Genomic DNA, 23,113 nt, shown 5'->3' on the forward strand with positions numbered 1-23,113 from the left:
TGCATTAATGGGTATAACTCCTTATCGTTAGCAACACTTTGTAACCCATAGCGATTTAACCCCTAAAAATCCTCAATCAAAGAGGACGCTATTCTGCTGTCGCTTTTCAGGAGCGCTCTTTTCATTTTCCTGACATACGCCCACATCCGCGATTTGGTAGACTCAAGATTGAGAATGAACGTTCACTACAGGATTATTCATGAAGAATTTTCAGCGCACGGCCATCGCCGGGCTGGTGTTATTGCTCGCCGCCTGTGACCAAAATAGCGCCCCGCCAGCGGGCGACATGACCACCGAAGTCGGCGTGAAAACGCTGCAAACTGAGTCGGTGACGCTCGATAGCCAACTCACCGGACGCGTTGTGGGCAGCATGGTGTCGGAAGTGCGTCCGCAGGTGGACGGTATCATCCAGAAGCGCCTGTTTACCGAAGGCGACGAAGTCAAAGCCGGTCAGGTACTGTATCAAATCGATGCAGCCAGCTATCAGGCCAGCTACGATCAGGCCGTTGCGCAGTTGAAAAATGCGCAGGCGTTAGTGAAAAGCAGCCAGTTAAAATCTGCGCGCTATAGCGCGCTGGTGAAAGAGAACGGCGTATCGCGTCAGGATGCCGACGATGCGCTGGCAACCTATCAACAGAACGTGGCGTCGGTTGATCAATATCGTGCCGCCGTCGAAAGCGCCCGCATCAACCTCAACTACACGCAAATCAAAGCACCGATTTCTGGCCGCATCGGCATCTCGTCAGTGACGCCGGGCGCGCTGGTGACCTCGGCGCAAACCACGGCGCTGGCGACCATTCGCGCGCTCGATCCGATCTATGTCGATCTCACGCAATCCAGCGTGCAACTGCTGAAACTGAAGCGTCAGCAGGCTTCCCTCCAGCAGAGCAGCGATGTGGTGCCAGTAACGGTAAAACTGGAAGACGGCAGCAATTACGATCATCCCGGCAAGCTGGAACTGACTGAAGTGGCGGTTGATGAAGCCACCGGAACCGTTACGCTGCGCGCCATTTTCCCTAATCCGCAGCATGAATTGTTGCCGGGCATGTATGTGCGCGCCAGCGTCACTAACGGCGTTAAAAAGGATGCGATTCTGGCCCCGCAGCAGGGCATCACGCGTGATGCTAAGGGCAACGCCACGGCGCTGGTGGTGGATAACGAGAACAAAGTGCAAAGCCGGGAAGTGGTGACCGATCGGGTTATCGGCAACACCTGGCTGGTGACCAGCGGTTTAAACAGCGGCGACAAGCTGATTGTCGAAGGCACCGCCAAAGTGCAGGCCGGGATGACGGTAAAAGCAGTTGAAGTGACGCCAAACAGCGCCCGCAGCGGAGGCCAGTAATTATGTTGGCTCAGTTCTTTATTCGCCGCCCGGTATTCGCCTGGGTGATCGCCATCTGCATCATGATGTTTGGCGTGCTCAGCATTAAAAGCCTGCCGATTGCGCAATATCCCGACGTCGCACCGCCGCAGATCAGTATTCAGGCCACTTACACCGGCGCGTCGGCGGAAACGCTGGAAAGCAGCGTCACGCAGGTGATCGAGCAGCAGCTCACCGGCCTCGACGGCTTGCTCTATTTCGATTCCACCAGCACCGCCTCAACCGGCCAGGTAAAAATCAGCGTCACTTTCCAGCAGGGCACCGATCCGGATATTGCGCAGGTGCAGGTGCAGAACAAAGTGCAGCAGGCCGAAAGCCGCTTGCCGACGTCCGTTACCACGCAAGGCGTGACGGTGGAGAAGGCGCAAAGCGACTTCCTGTTGATTCTGGCGCTGTACGATAAAACCAACCAAAGCACCTCGGCCGATGTGGCGGACTACATGGTCAGCAACATAGAAGATACGCTGGCGCGCGTGCCGGGCGTCGGTAGCGTGCAGGTGTTTGGTGCCGAATACGCCATGCGCATCTGGCTCGATCCCGCCAAACTCGCCTCCTTTTCGCTGATGCCGTCCGATGTGACCAGCGCGCTGGAGAGCCAGAATACCCAGGTTTCCTCCGGTCAGCTGGGCGCGCAACCGGCCAACAAAGAGCAGCAGCTGGTGGCGACCGTGCGTTCGCGTTCACGTCTGCAAACGCCGGAACAGTTCCGCAATATCGTGTTGAAAAGCCAAAGCGACGGCTCGGTGGTGCATCTGAGTGATGTGGCTCGCGTAGAAATGGGTGATGAGGATTACAGCGCCAACGTGCTGGCGAACGGTCATCCGGCTTCAGGGATCGCGGTGCAGCTGGCGTCCGGCGCCAATGCGCTGTCAACCGCCGAACAGGTGAAAGCCACCATCGACGAGTTCCGCAGCAGCATGCCGCCGGGCTATGAAGTGGCGTATCCGCTCGACAGTACCGACTTTGTGAAAATCTCGATTGAAGAGGTGGTGAAAACCCTAATCGAGGCGGTGATTCTGGTGGTGATCGTGATGTTCGTGTTTCTGCAGAACATCCGCACCACGCTGATTCCGGCGATTGCCGTGCCGGTGGTGTTGCTGGGAACCTTTGGCGTGCTGTCACTGTTCGGGTACTCGATCAACACCTTAACCATGTTCGGCATGGTGCTCGCCATCGGGCTGTTAGTGGATGACGCGATCGTGGTGGTGGAGAACGTCGAGCGTGTGATGCGCGAAGAGGGCTTGCCGCCGCGTGAGGCCACTGAAAAATCGATGAAAGAGATCACCGGGGCGCTGATTGGTATCGCGCTGGTGCTGTCGGCGGTGTTTCTGCCGATGACCTTCTTTAGCGGCTCAACCGGTGTTATCTATCGTCAGTTCTCCATCACCATTGTGTCATCGATGGTGCTGTCGGTGATTGTGGCGTTAACGTTGACGCCGGCGTTGTGCGCCACGCTGCTCAAACCGCACAACGAAGAAGGCGGTCAAAAGGGCTTTTTCGGCTGGTTTAATCGCAGCTACGAGCGCGTGCAGACGCGTTATCACAACGGCGTGGGTCATGTGCTGCACAGTTCGGTGCGCTATCTGCTGCTCTACGCGGTGCTGCTGATCGGTTGCGCGGTGCTGTATATGCGTTTGCCGACCGGCTTCCTGCCGACTGAGGATCAGGGCTATATCATGGTGCAATACCAGCTGGCACCGGGCGCGACGGAAAACCGCACCAGCGCGGTTCGTCGTCAGGTGCAGGAATACTTCGCCACCAAAGAAAAAGACAACGTCAACGTCAGCATGCTGGTGAATGGCTTCAGTTTTGCCGGCAGCGGCCAGAACGCCGGGATTGGCTTTATCTCGCTGAAGAACTGGAGCGAGCGTAAAGGTGCTGAAAACAGTGCCGATGCCATTGCCGCGCGTGCAATGGCCAATCTTGCCAGCATTCGTGATGCGCAGATCTTCGTGCTGTCGCCGCCGTCGGTGTCCGGTTTGGGGCAGTCAGACGGATTCACCTTTGAGCTGCAGGCGCGTGGTGCCACCGGGCGCGATCAGTTACTGCAAATGCGCAATCAGCTGATTGCCGAAGCCAATCAGGATCCGCTGCTCAGCGCGGTGCGTGCCAACACCTTGCCGGATTTGCCGCAGCTGCAGGTCAATATCGACGATGAAAAAGCGCAGTCGCTGGGTCTCACCATCAGCGACATCAACGACACGCTCAGTGCGGCGATTGGCGGCAGCTACATCAACGACTTCACCGATCGTGGCCGCGTGAAGAAGGTTTACATGCAGGGCGATCAGCAGTTCCGCAGCAAGCCGGAAGATATCGATCGCTGGTACGTGCGCGGCAGCGATAGCAACAGCAATACCACCATGGTGCCGTTTGCGTCGTTTGCCTCCTCAGAGTGGGCGTACGGCCCGGATGTGCTGTCTCGTTATAACGGCCTCGCGTCCTACGAAATCGAAGGTTCGGCGGCGGCCGGCAAGAGTTCCGGGGATGCGATCAGCGCGATGGAAAAACTGGCGGCGAAGCTGCCGGCGGGTACCACTTTTGCCTGGAGCGGCTTGTCCTATCAGGAAAAACTCTCCGGCAACCAGGCGATGTCGTTGTATGGCATCTCGCTGATTGTGGTGTTTCTGTGCCTGGCGGCGTTGTATGAAAGCTGGTCGGTGCCGTTCTCGGTGATGATGGTGGTGCCGCTGGGGGTGATCGGCTCGCTGCTGGCGATCAGCCTGCGCGGGCTGGAAAACGACGTCTACTTCCAGGTGGCGCTGTTAACCATCATTGGCTTGTCGGCGAAGAACGCGATTCTGATCGTTGAGTTCGCCGAAGACAATTACCGCAAAGGGGAAAGCCTGGTGAAGGCGGCAACGCACGCGGCATCGATGCGCCTGCGGCCCATCATTATGACTTCGCTGGCATTTACCGCTGGCGTATTGCCGCTGGCGATTTCCACCGGCGCGGGCGCCAACAGCCGTATTGCGATTGGTACTGGTATTATTGGCGGCACGCTGACCGCTACCTTGCTGGCGATCTTCTTTGTACCGCTGTTCTTTGTTCTGGTGCGTCGCGTGTTCCCGGCGATACCGCATGACGATAATCATGCATCTGTGGCCAAGGCGGGGGAATAACATGTCGGCAAAACTCTTAATGGTATTGGTTCCCGCGCTGCTGTCGGGTTGTGTGTCGCTCGATCCGCACTATGAGCGCCCGCAAGGCGCGGTCAGCAGCCAGATGCCGAGCGGTGAAGCCTATCGTTCATTGCAAGGCACGCCAGCCAGCAACTACCGCGACCTGAGCTGGCAGGATTATGTGCTCGACGCCAAACTGCGCCAGGTGGTGGCGATGGCGCTGGATAGCAGCCGCGACTTGCGTGAAGCGGTGGCCAGCGTTAAATCCGCGCATGCGCAATACGGTGAAGAGCGGGCCAATCTGTTCCCGGCTATTAGTGCCGGCGTGAGCGGCACGCGTTCGCGCGCGTTGACCGGCGAAGGCAATCAAACCGCCATCAGCAACAGTTATTCGGCAGAAGGCAGCGTCAGTTCGTTTGAACTCGATCTGTTTGGCAAAAACCAGAGCCTGACGCGCGAGCAGTATGAAACCTATCTCGGCACGCTGCAGGGCGCACGCAGCACGCGCCTGACGGTGTTGTACAACACCGTGGATTACTGGCTGCAGCTCGCCGCCGATCGCAGCAATCTGGCGATTGCTAAAGAGACCGCCGAGAGCGCGCGACAATCGTGGCAGGTGACGCGCAAGCAGATGGAAAATGGCATCGCCTCGATGGTGGATGTCTCGTCTGCGGAAACCACCTATCAATCCGCACAGGCCGATGTCGCCAGCTACAGCACGCTGGTGGCGCAGGATAAAAACGCGCTGGATTTGGTGGTGGGCCGCAGCGTGCCGGATAACCTGCTGCCTGACAGCATTGAGTCGATCGGTAACGCACTGCGCGAGGTGCCTGCGGGCGTCTCATCGGATGCGTTGCTGAATCGTCCTGATGTGTTGCAAGCCGAGCATAATCTCAAGTCTGCCAACGCCAGTATCGGCGCGGCGCGTGCCAACTTCTTCCCGAGCATTACGCTGACGGGCAGCGGCGGCGTCGGCAGTAGCGATCTGTCAACGCTGTTTAAAAATGGGGCGGGCATTTGGTCATTTGCGCCGAGCATTTCGCTGCCGATTTTCCAGGGCGGCTACAACGTCTCTTACCTGAAATACACCAAAGCACAGAAGGAGTATTACGTAGCGGCGTATGAGAAAGCGGTGCAAACCGCCTTCCAGGAAGTGGCGGATGCGCTGGCGCGTCGTGGCACCATCAACGATCAGCTCAGCAGTCAGCAGCGTAATGTAGCGGCATCGCAAACCTATTATCATCTGGCGGATCTGCGCTACCGCAACGGCGTTGATAGCTACCTCAATGCGTTAACCGCGCAGCGCACGCTGTACAGTGCCCGAACCAATCTGGTGAGTACGCAGCAAGCCTATTACCTGAATTTGATCACCTTCTATAAAGTGATGGGTGGCGGCACGGCGTTGAAAGAATCTGAAATAATGAGCACGCAATAATTGTACTTTTCGTAGCGGCGCGATTTATCGCGTAACAAATTGCGTCGCTACATGGCCTGCGTGCGGGGAAGCAAGAATTGGAAACATTGTCTGGGTTTCTCACCGGAAACGCATCACGTATGATGACCGGAATAAACGCTAAATTCTTTTTCGGAGCCAATGTGAGTCACTCTGAACATGACGATTTTCTCTTACAGCGTCAGCAGCAGGTGATTTCTGCGGCGAAAGTCTGTTTTAGTCGCTCCGGATTTCATGGCGCCAGCATGGCAGATATTAGCCGTGAATCTGCGTTAGGGGCAGGACAAATATATCGTTACTTTAGCAGTAAAGAGCTTATTGTGATGGAAACAATAAAAAGCATCGCGCAGAACTGGCGCCTGTTTTTAATACAACACTTGCCCGCACAACAATCGACCCAGGATATTATCAACGCGGATTCGCCATTCTGGCATCATTGGCCGAGTCAGGACCGGAAATTATTACTGGAAATGTATTCTGAGGCGTCGCGTAATGAATCGGTGCGTACCATTCTGGACCAGCAGGAGCAATTATTACTTGCTGAGTTAGCGGCTATTTTTAGCGCGCAACAACCTGATATCGATCCAACACAGCGCGCCAATCGCATTCAATTTTTATTGCTGCTGGTCGATGGCGTCGCCTGTCGCGCCTTCGGCGATAGCGACCTGAACCAACGTGAAATGCAGCGGGTGAACGGCGTTCTCAGCCAGCATCTGTTCGGCTGAATTTACATCGCACCGTGCGGATAGACATCATTCACCACCGCATTGAAAAACGGCATAAAGCCCGGCGTCATATCGCGCTGCTTCATGCAGCGGCGAATAATAATGCCGTCAATAATCAGCGACATCACATATAAGCGGGTGTGAATGGCATTGGCGTCCTGCTCGGGGTGCAGCGCCTGCTCCTGAGCAATAAAATTATTTTTAAGATCATGCCAGGCATCGAGCATAATTTGTTGGATGCGATTATTACGCGTGGCTTCAGATGACACTTCCATCAGCAGAATAATACTGTTTTCCACTGCCGCCGGCACAATATCTTCCGCTTCGTGATAATGTCCTTTCATATGCGCGATACGTTCAAAGTCGGCATTGAGTAGCGTGATCATCCGCTGCACCACATTGGTGACTAATGCCTCAATGATCGCCTCTTTGTTTTTATAGTATTTATAAATTAAACCAATACTGACGTCGGCCTGGCTGGCAATATTCTGAATCGATGTCTGATGAAAGCCTTTCAGCCGCATGCATTGCTCGGCGGCGGCCAGGATCTGTTCGCTTCGGTTCATGATTATTACACTCACAGAATAAAGCGGCTATTTTACGCAATTAAAGCTGTACTGGCGATGAATAAAAACATTAACCCAACCTTATTATTTCGGCGCTTTAGCGTTGTTCAGTTTTTTTGATTTAAGCGAGCAGTTTTGCCTGCTGTTCATGATTTTTCAGACCTCTATGATGGTGGACAGAAAAAATCATTAAGGAATAACATCATGAACATCCTGCGCGCCCAACGCGATCAGCTGTTTGAATATGGTCCTTTTACCATTCGCCGTCAGCGTCCCGGTGAAGCGTTTGGACCGCTGGCGATTGTCGACCAAATGACGCTGCAACTGGATGCCACTATCCCGCTGCATTCTCATCAGGATAGCGAGATTTTCAGCTACGTTTGGCGCGGTTCGCTGCTGCACAGCACCGAGCAGGGTGAGACGCACTCCCTTAACGCCAAACGCGCGCTGCTGCTGAGTGCCGGTAGCGGCATGCGCTTTGCCGAGTCTGCGCCTTTTATCGAAACCGAGATGTTGCAGGCCACCATTAATCCAGCGCAAACCGGCGGTGAGCCGCAGGTCAATACCTTTACCCGTGCGGACGGTGCGGCAGTAAACGCATGGACGTTACTGGCAGGGCCGCACGGCAGCGAGGCGCCGCTGGCGCTGAATCAGGCGGTATACATTTATGACCTGAAACTGGAGCGCGGCAAACAGGTGGATGTGCCACAGCATGCAGGCTTTTCCAGCTGGGTCAGCGTGCTGGACGGCATTGTGCGTATGGATAATGAACGTTTGCACAAAGGCGATTCCGTCAGCGATAACAAGGCTTTACCGGCGTTGATGGGCGAGCGGGATGCAACGCTGATTGCGTTTCTGGTGCAGAAAAGCCTGTAAAGCCCCATTCATGGGCACCTAACCCAACCTCCTCATAACATCGTGTTATCATCTGCGGATAAAACACCGGAGGAGGGTAATCCAATGAAAAAGAAAGAGTTCGTTACCCAGGATTTGCTGAGCAAGATCTATCAGGAAGATACCTCCGCGCCACGCAAATTACCGCCTGAACGCCAGCTGGCCGAAGAATATGGCGTATCGCGTTTCACTATCCGCCAGGCGCTGGAGAAACTGGTGAGTATCGGCGCGGTGCGTATCGTGCAGGGATCAGGTATCTGGATTAATGAAACGGTGCGTAATAACCCGCTGGTTTATAATTCGATCACCGAAAAGCGCTTTGATCAGATGCATTACCGCTCACTTAGCCTGCGTAAAAGACGCCCCGATAGTGATGAGCAACAGATATTTGCCATTAACGACAACGCCTTTATCTGGGAGTTTTCCCGCCTGCGCTATGTCGATAATGTGGCAGTACAAATTGAAATATCGCGTATGCCCGCAACCTTATTTACCGATCTCAACGGTGAGATTATTGAGCGCTCGATACAGCAATATGTGTTGTACAAAGGCTACCAAATCTCACATTTACTCACCAGCTATCGTGCGATTAGCGTTAACCGCGAACAGGCGACGCTACTGGGTTGTAAAAAAGGCAGTCCGGCGATGCACATTATTAATCGTGGTATTTTGCAGGGTGGGCAGGTGTATGAAATCAGCGATATCGTGGATATTAATTACACCTGCACCTATCTGATTCCGCATAACCCGGATAATCTGCGTTTCCGCCAGCAACAGCGCTAACTTATGGCGTGTGCATGGTGCCGTCTGGCAGGCGACTCTGCGTCCATTCATGCGGACGATAAACCACCGGATATTTTTCCGCTAATGCCTGATCAAAGCCGACGCCAATACCTGATGCTTGCGGCGGATAGAGATAGCCATTTTTAATTTCCGGCGCGCCAGGGAAAATGGCATCCGTCAGCGTTGAGCGTGGAATAAATTCCTGAATCGCAGCATTGTGCAGGTGAATATTCAGATGTGTATTAACCGCCATGCCAATCGGCGTCATATCGCCCGGTCCATGCCATGCTAGTCGCACACCAAATGCCTGACACAGTGCAGCCAGTTTCAACGCCGGCGTAATACCACCAATCTGCGAGACGTGACAACGAATAAAGTCGATGCGACGATTGACAATTAACTCGTGCCATTCTGCGGGATTATTAAATAATTCGCCTAACGCTAACGGCACCGCGCTTTGCTGACGCAACTGCGCTAGCCAGCCAGTTTGCGCGGGTGGGAGCACATCCTCAAGGAAGTAGGGCATATATGGCTCAAGCTGTTTTACCAGCTGAATGGCCTGCTGCGGGAATAAGCGCTCATGCACGTCATGCAGTATTTCAAAACAGTGACCGTATTTCTCCCGCAACGCGCGGAACATCTCGACCGTATTCGTCATGTACTCTTGCTGCGAGTAATAAGCGCCGGAGGTGCTATTTTCCGGTGCGTGAAGTTCTTTCGGCGTTCCGCCGTAAAAGCCCAGCTGACAGCGGATATGGCGATAGCCTTTCTCTAAGGCGTTATCAACGGAGGTATAAAGTTCCTCCAGCGTTTCACCGCTGGCATGGGTGTAAGCTGCAATCGCATCGCGCGCTTTGCCGCCCCACAGCTGATACAAAGGCATATCGGCTAACTGCGATTTAATATCCCACAGCGCCATATCCACGCCCGAAATGGCATTGTTGGTCACCGGCCCGTTACGCCAATAGGCATTAACGTTCATCATCTGCCACAGGTCCTCAATATTGTTGGCATCGCGTCCAACTAATAGCGGCACCAGATACTCATCCACCATGGTTTTTACCGCCAAAGGACGCTGTTGAAAGGTGGCGCAGCCGTGACCGGTAATCCCTTTATTGGTGGTAACACGTACGGTAATAAGGTTATGGCGATCGGGGCGGGTAATAAAACACTCAATACTTTCAATAAGGGTTGGGGTCACGTGAAATACTCCTGTGGCGCAGTCACTGCGCTCAATTTCAAGGCCTGTTGATAAGCTATTTTGGCGTATCATTACCGGGTTTTTATTGAGACGCAAACCCTTTTTCAGCCAAGAAACATTGGTCAGTAATAAAGAGTGTTTATTGCGATAAAACAGACCAATTTGCTATTTTAAAACTTAATATCCCTGTTGCAGCGGGTTTTGTGATCGCAGTCATGATTTATTGGTTTGTTTTGTTGAGCGTCATTTATTACCATCCAGTGCAGATTTCATAAGGCTGTTTTTCTTCCCTCAGGAGCACGTATGGGAACGCAGGAAGTAATAAAAAATATAATCCACTTAGTGGGTGGGAAGAATAATATCAATAAAGTCTGGCATTGCATGACGCGTCTGCGCTTTGACCTTATTGATGACAATAAAGTTAACCAGAGCGAAATTAAAACCTTGCCCGGCGTATTGGGCGCGCAAATGCAGAGTGAACAATTCCAGATTATTATCGGGCCCAAGGTCAATAGCTGGTATGAGCAAATCGTTCCGGTATTAAATAACGACGGCGTTCAGCCCGCGCAAAACGAGAAAGCGCACAAAAGCCTGGTATCGCTGTTTATGGATACCGTTTCGGGCGTATTTGGCCCGATTGTTCCCGCCATTGCTGGCGCCGGAATGATCAAAGGTTTGCTGGCCGGATTAGTGGCGTTACAGCTGGTCTCGGCCAAAAGCGATACGGTGATGGTGATTGATTTAATTGCCAGCGGCGTGTTCTATTTCCTGCCGTTCTTTTTAGCGGTCTCTGCCGCCAAAATATTTAAAACCAACGAGTATTTAGCTGCAGCCGTGGCGGCGTGTTTAATGTATCCCTCTTTAATCGATGCGGCAAAATCGCTGGCGGCGCATCAGGAGGGCGCAGTAAGCGCATTTTGGCTGATGGGCGTGCTGCCGGTTTCGGTATTTAATTATGCTTCCAGCGTTATCCCGGTCATCTTCTCTATTCTGGCTCTCAGCTATATCCATCGCGGGGTGGATCGTATTATGCCGGAAGTATTGAAAACCGTATTTACCCCAACCTTAACGCTGTTCCTGGCGGCATTAACCGCGCTGGTGGTAATTGGCCCGATGGGTATTTGGCTTGGCAAAGGTTTGGCGCTGTTTATTGAGGGCTTATTCAGTATCTCAGCGAGCTTTGCTGGCTTAATTGTCGGTGCCATTCGCCCCGTTGCGGTGCTAACCGGCATGCATCACGCGATGACACCGATTGCGCTGCAGAATTTCAGCGATCGAGGTTATGACATGTTGATGCCGATGATGTTTATGGCAAATATGTCGATTGCCGGAGCCACATTTGCTATCTGGAAATTGACTAAAAATCGTCAGGACAAAGTGGTCACACTTTCAGCCGCCATTTCAGCGTTATTAGGCATTACAGAACCGGCGTTGTTTGGCGTGTTAACGCGCTACAAAAAAGCCTTTATTGCGGCAACGGTTTCCAGCGCGCTGGCTTCGGCCTTTATCGGTTTCTTTGGCGTGCGTTTATACGGCTATATTCTTTCCAGTATATTCAGTTTGCCGGCCTATATTGGCCCGTACTTTATCTGGGCCATTTCCGGCGTCGCCATTGCGCTTATTATGTCGTTTAGTCTGACATTGATGTTGGTAGGCAAAGAACCGGATTTAGTCGTACAGCCCGAGAATAAGTAATGTTTGGTCGCCATTTATGGCGACCAATGTACGCTTAGCTCACACTCGCCACCAGCCAGCTTTCCAGCTCGCTCAGCTCATTCATCTGCTGAGGATATTCTGCTTTCAACTGCGCTAATTGCGCCAGTATGGTTTCAGGTCGATACATCGCGCCCTGCAGACGTAACGCCAGCGTTTCTAATGGCGAAGGGTTCAGGCTGTCGGTGAAAATCTGGCAGCGAGAAATCACGCCGCGTTCGACATCAAAGTGGATCTCAACGCCGCCCCAGACAAAACGCTCATTCAGCAGATGCGAGAATTCCGGTGCGTTACCAAAATTCCATTCCCAACTGCTTAGTCGCGCAAACTGCTCTTCAAAACCAGGCAAATCAGGCAGTGCGGCGGGGGAGATATGCTCCGGCTCGCACTCTTCCTGGTAGTAATCGAAATAAGCGGCAATCACCTCATGGCAGATCGCCTCAAAGCTGATGCCTGGCACCAAATCAGCAATGTTGGCCACGCGCGATCGCACCGAGGTAATGCCTTTCGCCTGTAACTTTTTGCTGTCTGGATTGAGGTAATCGGCGAGACGCGACAAATCAGCATTCATCAAAAAGGTGCCGTGATGAAAACCGCGATCCGGCGTTTCACGGTAAGCAGATCCGGAAATCTTGTGCACTTCGCCATCCACATTCACCACGATATCGTTGCGACCGGAGGCTGCAGCCGGAATGCCGAGCTGTTCCAGGGCGCGCAGGATAATCGCCGTGGAGACTGACTTATCGTATTCCGGTTTGCCGGCCATAAAGGTGAAGCAGCAGTTGCCCAAATCGTGAAACACCGAGCCGCCGCCGCTGCTGCGTCGTGCCAGCTTGATGCCGTCTTCCGCCATGCGTCGCGTGTTGCACTCTTTCCACGGATTCTGGGCGCGTCCGATAACCACGGTTTCGGCGTTCTGCCAGAGAAACAGCACGCGCTGCGTTGTCGGCATCTGGCGGAAAATGCACTCTTCTACCGCGAGGTTAAACCAGGGATCGTGTGAATCAGATATTAGCAAACGTAGGGTGGACATCATTCCTCCAGTTCCGTGAGAAAGGGCAAACCGGGACAGAGTACGCTGAAGCGGATCGAAAGGTAAGAAACAGCGGCGCATTTCATTTCAATAATAAAATAAATTAATCTCTAGACGACTGGTCTATTAGCTGTTACTTTGAATTCAAGCGCTAGACGACTGGTCTAGTTTAGATGTTTAATTCAGCAAGCAGGAGATTGATGATGAAGATTCTTATGGTTCTAACCTCACACGACCAATTGGGTAACACCGGCCGCAAAACCGGTTTCTGGCTGGAAGAGCTGGCCGCGCCTTACTACGCCTTCAAAGATGCTGGCGCAGAAATCACGCTGGCGTCACCGAAAGGGGGCAACCCGCCGTTAGATCCAAAAAGTAACGAGTCCGATTTTCAGACGGAGCAAACGCATCGCTTTGAAGCTGATGCAGCAGCAACCGCGCAACTCGCCGCCACCGTGCGTCTGGACAGCGTATCGCCAGCCGATTTCGACGCGGTGTTTTACCCAGGCGGTCACGGTCCGCTGTGGGATCTAGCAGAAGATCAGCACTCTATCGCACTGATTGAAGGCTTCCTGGCCGCCAACAAGCATGTTGCACTGGTGTGTCATGCGCCGGGCGTGCTGCGTCACGTCAAAACGCCGGAAGGAAAACCGCTGGTAGCAGGCCGTAAAGTCACCGGTTTTACCAACAGTGAAGAGGAAGCGGTTGGTCTGACTCAGGTGGTGCCTTTCCTGGTGGAAGACGAGCTGATTGCGAAGGGCGGTCTGTATTCGAAAGGCGCGGACTGGAGTTCCTATGTCGTCAGCGATGGTTTGCTGATTACCGGACAAAACCCAACGTCTTCAGCAGAGACGGCGCAACAGTTGATCAAGCAACTGGCGCAATAAACGCATCGGGAGGCGAACCGCTGTCCGCCTCCCTTATTGCAGCAGTAAACGCATGTTAAGCGCCTAGACGACTGGTCTAGTATTTGGTAATCTAACGCTATGACGACTACATCCCAATTGCATAGCAATGAAATCCGCGATCACATCCTTGCCACTGGCCAACGCATTATGGCCGGCAAGGGTTTTTCGGCTGTCGGATTAAATGAAATCCTCACCGATGCCGGTGTGCCAAAAGGCTCGTTCTATCACTACTTCAGCTCGAAAGAGGCTTTTGGGGTGGATATGCTGGCACGCTATTTTGATGATTATCTGGCTGAGCTTGACGCGACCTTGAGCCAGCCGGGCTTGACGATGGCGCAGCGGCTGATGAACTACTGGCAGCTGTGGCGTGAATCGCAATCGTTCTCCGATTGTCAGGGCAAGTGTCTGGCGGTGAAGCTGGGCGCGGAAGTTGCCGATCTGTCGGATAGCATGCGCGGCACGCTACAGACCGGCACGGCCGGCATTATCGCGCGACTGGCGGATGCGTTAGAAGCGGGTATTGAGGAAGGTTCGCTGTCTATCGATGACAAACCGAGCCGCGTGGCGGAAAGCCTGTATCAGCTGTGGGTGGGCGCCAGCGTGATGGTGAAAATCGTGCGCAATACCGGCCCGTTTGATTCCGCCATGAGCATGACGCAAAAAATTATTCGTATTACCGCGTAGTAAAAAGGGCGACTCAACAGAGCCGCCTTTTATTTTGTTGGGTCGCTATTTAGCGACCTCAAATCACAAAACCGATTTCGCCGTGTTAACCACGTTCTCAACGGTAAAACCAAACTCTTTGAACAGCTGATCCGCAGGCGCCGACTCACCGAAGGTGGTCATGCCGACGATCGCGCCGTTCAGGCCGGTGTATTTGAACCAGTAATCCGCGATACCCGCTTCAATCGCCACGCGTGCGGCAACCGCTTTTGGCAGCACGGATTCACGGTACGCCGCGTCCTGCTTGTCGAAGGCGTCGGTGGATGGCATAGACACCACGCGCACCTTGCGGCCTTCCGCTGTCAGCTGCTCATAAGCGCTCACCGCCAGCTCCACTTCCGAACCGGTGGCGATCAGGATCAGCTCAGGCGTGCCTTCGCTGTCCTTCAGCACGTAACCGCCGCGCGCCACGTTAGCCAGCTGCTCAGCGCTACGATCCTGCTGCGCCAGGTTCTGACGCGAGAAGATCAGCGCCGACGGGCCGTCCACACGTTCAATCGCGTACTTCCACGCCACCGCTGACTCAACCTGGTCGCACGGGCGCCACAGGCTCATGTTTGGCGTCACGCGCAGGCTGGCCATCTGCTCAACCGGCTGGTGCGTCGGGCCATCTTCGCCCAGACCAATCGAGTCGTGGGTGTACACCATGATCTGACGGATCTTCATCAGCGCGGCCATGCGTGCGGCGTTACGCGCGTACTCGACGAACATCAGGAAGGTGGCGGTGTACGGCAGGAAACCGCCATGCAGCGCGATACCGTTGGCGATCGCGGTCATACCGAACTCGCGCACGCCGTAATGGATGTAGTTGCCCGCCGCATCTTCGTTGATTGGCTTCGAGCCGGACCACATGGTGAGGTTGCTCGGCGCGAGGTCAGCGGAGCCGCCCAGATATTCCGGCAGGATTTTGCCGAAGGCTTCGATGGCGTTCTGCGAGGCTTTACGGCTGGCAATTTTCGCCGGACTGGCCTGCAGCTGCTCAATGAACTTCTGCGACTCGCTGGCCCAGTTCGCCGGCAGCTCATTGTTCACGCGACGTTTGAACTCGGCAGCCAGTTCCGGATGCGCGGCGGCGTAGGCGGCAAACTTCTGGTCCCACGCCGACTCTTTCGCCTGGCCGGCTTCTTTGGCATCCCACTGCGCGTAGATGTCTGAAGGGATTTCAAACGGACCGTGGTTCCAGCCGAGCTGCTTGCGGGTCAGCGCGATTTCATCGGCACCCAGCGGCGCGCCGTGCGAGTCGTGCGTACCGGCTTTGTTCGGCGAACCGAAGCCAATCACGGTTTTGCACATCAGCAGCGAAGGCTTGTCGGAAACCGCTTTGGCTTCTTCCACCGCTTTTTTAATCGCGTCCGCATCGTGACCGTCCACGCCGCGCACCACGTGCCAGCCATAGGCTTCGAAGCGTTTGGCGGTGTCGTCGGTGAACCAGCCGTCAACGTGACCGTCGATGGAGATGCCGTTGTCATCGTAGAAGGCGACCAGTTTGCCCAGCTTCAGGGTGCTGGCGATGGAGCAGACTTCGTGTGAGATGCCTTCCATCATGCAGCCGTCGCCCATAAACACATAGGTGTTATGGTCTACGATGTCATGACCCGGACGGTTGAACTGCGCTGCCAGCGTGCGCTCGGCAATGGCAAAACCCACTGCGTTAGCGATGCCCTGACCCAGCGGACCGGTGGTGGTTTCAACGCCGGGCGTGTAGCCGTATTCGGGATGCCCCGGCGTTTTGGAGTGCAGCTGACGAAAATTTTTTAATTCACTGAGCGGCAAATTGTAACCGCTCAGGTGCAACAGGCTGTAAATCAGCATCGAACCGTGACCGTTCGATAACACGAAGCGGTCGCGGTTAGCCCAGTGAGGATTGCGTGGATTGTGCTGCAAAAAGTCGAGCCACAACACTTCAGCGATATCCGCCATGCCCAGCGGGGCGCCCGGATGTCCCGAATTGGCTTGTTGTACGCCATCCATACTCAAAGCGCGGATGGCGTTGGCTCTTTCCCGGTGTGTCGACATAAGGTTCTCCAGAGGTGCGACGTCGGCGCTTATTTAGCGTGGGATACTTGTTCGTAGTAACCGATCTTGTCTACTTTGGCGGTTGAGCCGCCACCTTCAAATTCCGATGCCAGCCAGGCATTAACAATGTTCTTCGCCAGCTCAGGACCAATGACGCGCGCGCCCATGGTCATGATCTGCGCGTTGTTGCTCTTGCGAGCACGCTCGGCAGAGAAGGTGTCGTGGCATTGCGCCGCGCGCACGCCTTCTACCTTGTTGGCGACAATCGCCACACCGATGCCGGTGCCGCACAGCAGAATGCCGCGCTCAAATTCGTTCTTCTGGATGGCGGTGGCGAGCGCAAATGCCACATCCGGGTACATCGGACGGTCGTTTTGCGCGTCATTGGTGTAATCCGTCACCACATACTCTTTCTCTTCCAGCAGCTTTTTAATCACATTTTTCAATTCGATAGCCGCATCATCGGCGCCAATTGCGATAGTTTTCATCGTCGTTCTCCAGCAGGGTGTGCAATGACGCCTGCACGTTTGTTCAGCAGGCGAGAAGATGTTCATAGTTAGCCTGCCACAAAATCAATCATATGTTCAATGGTTGTTCATATGAATTGCCTTCAGGATCGCGCCTGAATAGCTCATCGAACCCTTTGAAATCGCCTGTGCGGCGGCAAATGGGCGTAGTAATCCGATAAGTTGACCAAAATCAAATCTTATGCGGCTGCTCACACTTTCGCGTGTTGCAGTTGAGAGATGCACAATTATCCGTGTAGTGTTCATATGTTCGCATGGCTATACCAATGTACAAGAAGACCCATTGAGGACTCGAACATGTGTCATTTACACCGTACCTCTCAGTACTCCTGCAGCCAGCGCCTGTTTGGCGATTGGTCAACACCACATAAAGAAATGATCACTCACGCACGTCGTGGAGGTGCGTTATGAACCAACCATCAATGACAGCGGTGGAACAATCCACCATCAGAAAAATCTCCTGGCGCTTAGTGCCGTTCGTGGCGCTGATGTTCTTTATCAACTTCCTCGATCGCACCGCGATTTCGTTTGCCGGCCCCAACGGCATGACGCAAGACCTCGGCCTCACCGCACTGCAGTTTGGCCTGGCGTCGGGCATCTTCTTTATTGGCTACATTCTGCTGGAAGTGCCAAGCAACCTGGCGCTGCATAAGTTCGGCGCGCGTCGCTGGCTGGCGCGCATCATGATCAGCTGGGGCATTGTCTCGCTGCTGTTTACTTGGGTGAGCAGTGTGGAAGGCTTGTATACGCTGCGTTTGCTGCTGGGTATCGCCGAAGCTGGCTTCTTCCCAGGCGCGATTCTCTATCTCAGCATGTGGGTGCCGGGACGTCATCGCAGCAAAATCCTGTCGCTGTTCTATCTTGCCCAGCCGCTAACGGTGGTGTTCGGTGCGCCATTAGCCGCGTCCCTGATTCAGCAGCACGGCCTGTTCGGCATGGAAGGCTGGCGCGTGATGTTTATGGGCGTGTCGATTCCCGCGATTTTGATTGGTATCGTCGCGCTGTTCTGGTTGGTGGATTCGCCGCGTCAGGCCAAGTGGCTGACCGCCGAAGAGAAAACCTGGCTGACCACCGAACTGGAAGCCGAGCATCAACAGAAGCAGGGCCATCAAAAACACAGCCTGCGCTCGGTGATGGGCAACGGCCGCGTCTGGATGCTGTGCCTGATTTACTTCGGCTTTATTTATGGCCTGTATGCGCTGGCGTTCTTCCTGCCAACCATTATCGCGGGCTTCCAGCAGCAGTTCGGTACCACTTTTAACGTGATGCAGAAAGGGCTGATTACCGGCGTGCCGTATCTGATTGCGGCGGTGGTGATGTTCTTCTGGTCGAAAGATGCCACGCGTCGCGGTTGCAAAACCTGGCATATCGCCATTCCAGCGCTGGCAGGCGGCATCAGCGTGCCGCTGGCGCTGTATATGGATTCGCCGTTCACCACCATTATGGTGATTGCGATCACCGCCAGCTCCATCTTCGCTGCACTGCCGAATTTCTGGACCTTACCCACGCAGTTCCTGACCGGCGCGTCTGCCGCCGCAGCCATTGCCTTGATCAATACCTTAGGAAACGTAGCGGGCTTCTCCGCGGGCTACATCACCGGCGCGCTGCATGATGCCACCAACAGCTACGCCTTGCCGATGTTTGTAGTGGGCGGATTCATGCTGCTGTCCGCGTTCCTCATGCTGTTACTTAATCGCCGTCGCTCGCCGTCTCAGCCGACCTCTTTAGCTCAGGAGCATTAATATGACGTACCTGTTTAACCAACCTTCAGCCTTTGCCGCTGAGCTTATCGAAGGCTTTGTCGCCGCCAACGCCGATAAAGTCCGTCAGGTCGCCGGAGGCGTGGTGCGCAGCACCCGCAGCCAGCCGAATACGGTGGCGGTGATTGTGGGCGGTGGGTCCGGTCACTATCCGGCGTTCGCCGGGTTGGTTGGACAAGGTCTGGCACACGGCGCGGCGATGGGTAACTTATTCGCTTCGCCGTCGGCGCAGCAGATCTACAACGTAGCGCGTGCGGCCCATAACGGCGCGGGCGTGTTGCTGATGTTCGGTAACTACGCCGGGGATGTGCTGCACTTCGGCCAGGCGTGCGAGCGTTTGCGGGCGGAAGGTATCGCCTGCGAAGTGCTGGCGGTGACCGACGATATCTCCAGCGCGGGTAAAGATGAGCTGGAGAAGCGTCGCGGTGTGGCTGGCGATCTCTGTGTGTTCAAAGCCGCCTGCGCCGCGGCTGAAGCGGGTCACGATTTATCACAGGTCCTGCAGCTGGCACAGCACGCGAATAGCCGCACGCGTACCTTTGGCGTGGCGTTTTCCGGTTGCAGCCTGCCGGGCGCTTCGCATCCGCTGTTCGAAGTGGAAAAAGGGCGCATGGCGCTGGGACTGGGCATTCACGGCGAGCCGGGGATCAAAGAGACCGACATGCCGAGTGCGGATGAGCTGGCCGAGATCTTCGTGGAGCGCTTGCTCAATGAATTGCCAGCCGACATCCCGCAGGCCGAAGGTCAGCGCGTGGCGGTGATCCTCAACGGTCTGGGCTCGGTGAAATATGAAGAGCTGTTCGTCGTCTATCGTCGCGTCGCGCAACTGCTGGAGGCCGCCAACCTGCAGGTGGTTGAGCCGGACGTCGGTGAGTTTGTCACCAGCTTCAATATGGCCGGTGCGTCACTGACGCTGATGTGGCTGGACGATCAGCTGGAAACCTTGTGGCGCGCGCCGACCAATACGCCAGCGTACCGCAAAGGCAGCGTATTGGTGGCCGAACCGTTAAGCGCCGCTGAGCGCATTGAAAGCACGGAAGAAGCCTTGCCAGCAGCCACCGCGGAATCGCAAGAGAGCGCGAAACGCGTACTTCAGTTACTCGAATCCGTGGCGGAAACATTACAGCGTAACGCTGAACGCCTTGGCGATATCGATGCGGTGGCCGGTGACGGCGACCACGGTATCGGCATGGAGCGCGGCGTGCTGGGCGCGGTTGAGAAAGCGCGTGAAGTCGCTGCGCGCGGTGCCGGGGCGGGCAGCTTGCTGTGCCGCGCGGCGGATGCGTGGGCCGATAAAGCCGGTGGCACGTCCGGCGCATTGTGGGGCGTGGCGCTCACTGCATTGGGTACCGCGCTTGGCGATCGTCAGACACCAGATGCACAGCGTGTGGCCACCGGCGTGCGTGAAGCAAAAGAAGGCATTATGCACTTTGGTAAAGCGCGCGTTGGCGATAAAACCATGGTGGATGTGCTGGTGCCGTTCAGCGACAGCCTGAACGAGGCGGTTGCCGCCGGTGCGTCGTTAACGGACGCCTGGCTGAAGGCGGCGCAGGTGGCCGATAAAGCTGCGCAGGACACCGCGCAGCTGGTGCCAAAAATGGGGCGTGCGCGTCCGCTGGCAGAAAAAAGCGTTGGCACGCCGGATGCCGGAGCCATTTCGCTGGCATTGATCGTCAATACCGTCGGCGATCTGCTAAAAGAACACAGTGCCTCTGAACAAGGAGCTTGAAGCATGTCTCAGCCAAAAATCTGGCTCGGCGTCAGTTTAAAAATGTACTTCGGCTATCAGCAAACCTTGCAATGGTGTCGTGATGTAGCGGCATTAGCCGACCATGCTGCGGTGAAAAACGGCGACGTGGGCTTGTTTGTGTTACCGGCTTATCCGGCGATTCCGGCGGTTGCAGCCATCTTCGCTGACACGCCGGTGCGCTTCGGCGCTCAGGATGTTTGCCAGGCTGAGAACGGAGCCTGGACCGGCGAAGTCAGCGCCAGTATGTTGCAGGAGTTAGGCTGCTCGCTGGCCGAAATTGGTCACGCTGAGCGCCGTCGTCATTTCCACGAAGATAAAGTGCAAATTGCTGCCAAAGTGGCGATGTCGCTGCGTCATGGCATCACGCCGGTGCTGTGTATCGGTGAAGAAGTGCAGGCAGAACCGCAGCAGGCAATCGCGCTGTGCCAGCAGCAGCTGGCCGAAGCGCTGGCCGAGTCGGCGCAGCAGGGCTTAAAGGGCGAGGTGTTCTTTGCCTATGAACCGCAGTGGGCAATTGGTGCGCCGCAACCGGCACCGGACAGCTACATCCGCGCCGTGTGCGCCGGATTGCAGCAGCTCGCCACGCCGCCCGGTATCACGCTGAAAATCATCTACGGCGGCAGTGCCGGTCCGGGACTGATTCAGCGCCTCGGCGCGGATGTAAATGGCCTGTTTCTGGGGCGCTTTGCCCACGATCCCAAAGCGCTGGCAAAAATTATTGATGAAGCCAGTGAGCTGGCTCAGGAGCGCTGTTAATGAGCCGTATCGGACTCAGTACCTACGCCTTTTTCTGGCGCATGTCATCGAAAGTCCCTCATCCGCTGACGCTGGAGCAGATGCTGCAACAGACCGCCGAACTGGATGTGTCGGTGTTTCAAATCTGCGATTACCCGGCGATTGAAAGCTGGACTGACGCACAACTGCTGACGCTGCGTCAGCAGGCTGATGCGCTCGGCATCACGCTGGAACTCGGCACGCGTGGCCTCGGCACTGCGCATCTGCGTCGTTATCTGCACATGGCGGAAATCCTTGATGCGCGCGTCATACGCTCGATGTTCTACACCGCCGATCACCGTCCCACGCTCGACGAAGCCGCCGAGCTGATTGGCGCGGTGTTGCCGGATTTTGCCCGCCAGCAGGTGCGTCTCTGTCTGGAGACATACGAGCAGGTGAACAGCGGCGCGATGATGTCAGTGATCAACAAGTTTCTGTCGCCGTGGCTCGGCGTGTGTCTCGACCCCGCCAACTGTGTCGCCGGACTCGAACTGCCAGAGCAGGTGATTGCCAACACCGCCGCGCGTCGGCAATCTGCACATCAAAGACTTTGCCTTCACGCGCCGTGATGGCTGGATCGGCTTTACCTTTGCCGGCTGCCCGATGGGCGAAGGCTTGCTGGATTACGACCGGATGATCGCCAGCGTGCGCCCGGCGGATAAAGGCATTAACCAAATCGTCGAACATTGGTTGCCGTGGCAAGACGATGCCGCTGTAACCTGCGAGCGAGAAGCCGAATGGACTCGCCGCACCGTTGAATTCTTACGTAGTAAACAAGATCAGGAGTAACAACATGAGCGTGCAACTGAAAACCATCACCGTGATTGGCGCGGGCGGCAAAATGGGTATGCGTATTTCTGCCAACTTCCAGAAAAGCGATTACCAGGTGTTTTACTGTGAGAACTCCCCCAAGGCGCAAGAGCAGGTGAGCGCGCAGGGGCGCGAACTCTCTGATGCCGCCTCCGTGGTGCCATTGAGCGATGTGGTGATTCTTGCTGTGCCGGATATCGTGCTGGGCAAAGTGTCTGAAGGCGTGGTGCCACAGATGAAACCGGGCGCGATTCTGCTGACGCTGGATCCGGCGGCGGCCTACGCCAATCTGATCGCCCATCGTGATGGCATTGAATACGCGGTGGCGCATCCTTGCCATCCGTCGGTATTCCTTGAGCGTTACACCAAAGAAGAACATGCCGATGCCTTCGGCGGTATCGCGGCGATTCAGCACGTGGCGGCTTCCTATGAAACCGGTTCTGATGAGCAGAAAGCTGAGCTGAGCAAGGTGATCAGCGTGATGTACGGCCCGGTGGAGCAGGTGCATTGGGTCACCGTGACGCAGCTGGCGTATCTGGAACCGACGCTGGTGGAAACCGTAGCCTGCATGGTGGGTGCGTTTATGAAAGAGGCGCTGGATGAAACCGTGAAGCACAGCGGCGTGCCGGAAGAAGCGGCTAAAGCGATGTTGTACGGCCATATTCAGATCGCGCTCGCCGTGGCGTTCCGCGCGACCAACCCGTTCTCGGATGCCTGCATGATCGCCATGGAGTACGGTCGTGAGAAGATTGTGAAACCTGACTGGAAACAGATCTTCGATCAGAAAGAGCTGGATATCGTGATTGCCCGTATGCTGAAAATCGACGCCATCAAGCGCTAAGCGTGACGCTCGATCGACTCGCGGCGCTGTGGTCTGGCGAAGCGAGTCGTATCAATGATATAACTCCTTCCTTTGGTGTAATCATGTCAGTTAAGACCAAACAGCACGCACCTACTGTAGCGGCGCAATTTATTGCGCG

At 55.3% G+C, this 23,113-nt stretch carries 18 protein-coding genes and 1 pseudogene; 14 read left to right on the forward strand and 5 right to left on the reverse strand.

Features of this window, described 5'->3' with window-relative positions; genetic code table 11:
• Positions 1 to 199 precede the first annotated feature (199 nt).
• The 4 genes from FCN45_RS09420 to FCN45_RS09435 all read left to right on the forward strand — a co-directional run bounded on the left by FCN45_RS09420 (position 200) and on the right by FCN45_RS09435 (position 6,678).
• Positions 200 to 1,342, forward strand: coding sequence for an efflux RND transporter periplasmic adaptor subunit (locus FCN45_RS09420; RefSeq protein ID WP_137385759.1), 1,143 nt, complete (start codon positions 200 to 202; stop codon positions 1,340 to 1,342).
• A gap of 2 nt (positions 1,343 to 1,344) precedes the next feature.
• The gene (locus tag FCN45_RS09425; protein ID WP_137385760.1) at positions 1,345 to 4,500 is read left to right on the forward strand and encodes an efflux RND transporter permease subunit; all 3,156 of its coding nucleotides are present in this window, start codon (positions 1,345 to 1,347) and stop codon (positions 4,498 to 4,500) included.
• A 1-nt stretch (position 4,501) separates the two neighbouring features.
• Positions 4,502 to 5,935 (forward strand): efflux transporter outer membrane subunit, encoded by a 1,434-nt coding sequence (locus tag FCN45_RS09430; RefSeq protein WP_137385761.1) that lies wholly within the window; start codon positions 4,502 to 4,504, stop codon positions 5,933 to 5,935.
• 119 nt (positions 5,936 to 6,054) lie between these two features.
• Positions 6,055 to 6,678 (forward strand): TetR/AcrR family transcriptional regulator, encoded by a 624-nt coding sequence (locus tag FCN45_RS09435; RefSeq protein WP_246862560.1) that lies wholly within the window; start codon positions 6,055 to 6,057, stop codon positions 6,676 to 6,678.
• Between the two features lie 2 nt (positions 6,679 to 6,680).
• Here FCN45_RS09435 and FCN45_RS09440 read toward each other — a convergent pair whose 3' ends face one another.
• The gene (locus tag FCN45_RS09440) at positions 6,681 to 7,244 is read right to left on the reverse strand and encodes a TetR/AcrR family transcriptional regulator (protein ID WP_137385762.1); all 564 of its coding nucleotides are present in this window, start codon (positions 7,242 to 7,244) and stop codon (positions 6,681 to 6,683) included.
• A 204-nt stretch (positions 7,245 to 7,448) separates the two neighbouring features.
• Here FCN45_RS09440 and FCN45_RS09445 point away from each other — a divergent pair, with 204 nt between their 5' ends.
• Entirely contained in the window at positions 7,449 to 8,120 is a 672-nt protein-coding gene (locus tag FCN45_RS09445) for a pirin family protein (RefSeq protein ID WP_137385763.1), read from the forward strand.
• Positions 8,121 to 8,204: 84 nt separating this feature from the next.
• Positions 8,205 to 8,921, forward strand: coding sequence for a GntR family transcriptional regulator (locus FCN45_RS09450; RefSeq protein ID WP_137385764.1), 717 nt, complete (start codon positions 8,205 to 8,207; stop codon positions 8,919 to 8,921).
• A gap of 1 nt (position 8,922) precedes the next feature.
• Here FCN45_RS09450 and FCN45_RS09455 read toward each other — a convergent pair whose 3' ends face one another.
• On the reverse strand, positions 8,923 to 10,122 hold the full coding sequence (locus FCN45_RS09455) for an enolase C-terminal domain-like protein (protein WP_137385765.1): 1,200 nt from the start codon (positions 10,120 to 10,122) through the stop codon (positions 8,923 to 8,925).
• A 303-nt stretch (positions 10,123 to 10,425) separates the two neighbouring features.
• Between FCN45_RS09455 and FCN45_RS09460 the strand changes: the two genes are divergently transcribed.
• Entirely contained in the window at positions 10,426 to 11,817 is a 1,392-nt protein-coding gene (locus FCN45_RS09460) for a PTS transporter subunit EIIC (protein ID WP_137385766.1), read from the forward strand.
• 34 nt (positions 11,818 to 11,851) lie between these two features.
• On the opposite strand, the gene FCN45_RS09465 is transcribed toward FCN45_RS09460, so the two are convergent.
• Entirely contained in the window at positions 11,852 to 12,868 is a 1,017-nt protein-coding gene (locus tag FCN45_RS09465; RefSeq protein ID WP_137386875.1) for a lipoate--protein ligase A, read from the reverse strand.
• A 203-nt stretch (positions 12,869 to 13,071) separates the two neighbouring features.
• Between FCN45_RS09465 and FCN45_RS09470 the strand changes: the two genes are divergently transcribed.
• Positions 13,072 to 13,752 carry a type 1 glutamine amidotransferase domain-containing protein gene (locus FCN45_RS09470; RefSeq protein WP_137386876.1) on the forward strand — a complete coding sequence of 227 codons (681 nt, stop codon included), beginning with the start codon at positions 13,072 to 13,074 and terminating at the stop codon, positions 13,750 to 13,752.
• A gap of 99 nt (positions 13,753 to 13,851) precedes the next feature.
• On the forward strand, positions 13,852 to 14,457 hold the full coding sequence (locus FCN45_RS09475; RefSeq protein ID WP_137385767.1) for a TetR/AcrR family transcriptional regulator: 606 nt from the start codon (positions 13,852 to 13,854) through the stop codon (positions 14,455 to 14,457).
• A 63-nt stretch (positions 14,458 to 14,520) separates the two neighbouring features.
• Here the strand turns inward: FCN45_RS09475 and tkt are convergent, their stop codons facing one another.
• Positions 14,521 to 16,512 carry a transketolase gene (gene tkt / locus FCN45_RS09480; protein ID WP_137385768.1) on the reverse strand — a complete coding sequence of 664 codons (1,992 nt, stop codon included), beginning with the start codon at positions 16,510 to 16,512 and terminating at the stop codon, positions 14,521 to 14,523.
• A 29-nt stretch (positions 16,513 to 16,541) separates the two neighbouring features.
• A complete protein-coding gene (locus tag FCN45_RS09485; RefSeq protein WP_101764432.1) occupies positions 16,542 to 17,000 on the reverse strand; it encodes an RpiB/LacA/LacB family sugar-phosphate isomerase in 459 nt (152 codons plus the stop codon).
• Positions 17,001 to 17,446: 446 nt separating this feature from the next.
• Here FCN45_RS09485 and FCN45_RS09490 point away from each other — a divergent pair, with 446 nt between their 5' ends.
• The 5 genes and pseudogenes from FCN45_RS09490 (at position 17,447) to FCN45_RS09510 (ending at position 22,974) form a co-directional block, all read left to right on the forward strand.
• A complete protein-coding gene (locus FCN45_RS09490) occupies positions 17,447 to 18,781 on the forward strand; it encodes an MFS transporter (RefSeq protein WP_101764431.1) in 1,335 nt (444 codons plus the stop codon).
• 1 nt (position 18,782) lies between these two features.
• Positions 18,783 to 20,528, forward strand: coding sequence for a dihydroxyacetone kinase family protein (locus tag FCN45_RS09495; RefSeq protein WP_137385769.1), 1,746 nt, complete (start codon positions 18,783 to 18,785; stop codon positions 20,526 to 20,528).
• A 3-nt stretch (positions 20,529 to 20,531) separates the two neighbouring features.
• The gene (locus tag FCN45_RS09500; RefSeq protein ID WP_137385770.1) at positions 20,532 to 21,305 is read left to right on the forward strand and encodes a triose-phosphate isomerase family protein; all 774 of its coding nucleotides are present in this window, start codon (positions 20,532 to 20,534) and stop codon (positions 21,303 to 21,305) included.
• Positions 21,305 to 22,112, forward strand: a pseudogene (locus tag FCN45_RS09505) (sugar phosphate isomerase/epimerase family protein). The gene FCN45_RS09500 and the pseudogene FCN45_RS09505 overlap by 1 nt, the downstream one beginning before the upstream one ends.
• Positions 22,113 to 22,116: 4 nt before the next feature.
• The gene (locus FCN45_RS09510) at positions 22,117 to 22,974 is read left to right on the forward strand and encodes a phosphogluconate dehydrogenase C-terminal domain-containing protein (protein WP_101764427.1); all 858 of its coding nucleotides are present in this window, start codon (positions 22,117 to 22,119) and stop codon (positions 22,972 to 22,974) included.
• The last annotated feature ends 139 nt before the right edge of the window (positions 22,975 to 23,113 follow it).

Source organism: Pantoea sp. SO10, assembly GCF_005281435.1.
In the GTDB taxonomy this organism is placed as follows: Bacteria; Pseudomonadota; Gammaproteobacteria; order Enterobacterales; family Enterobacteriaceae; genus Pantoea; species Pantoea leporis.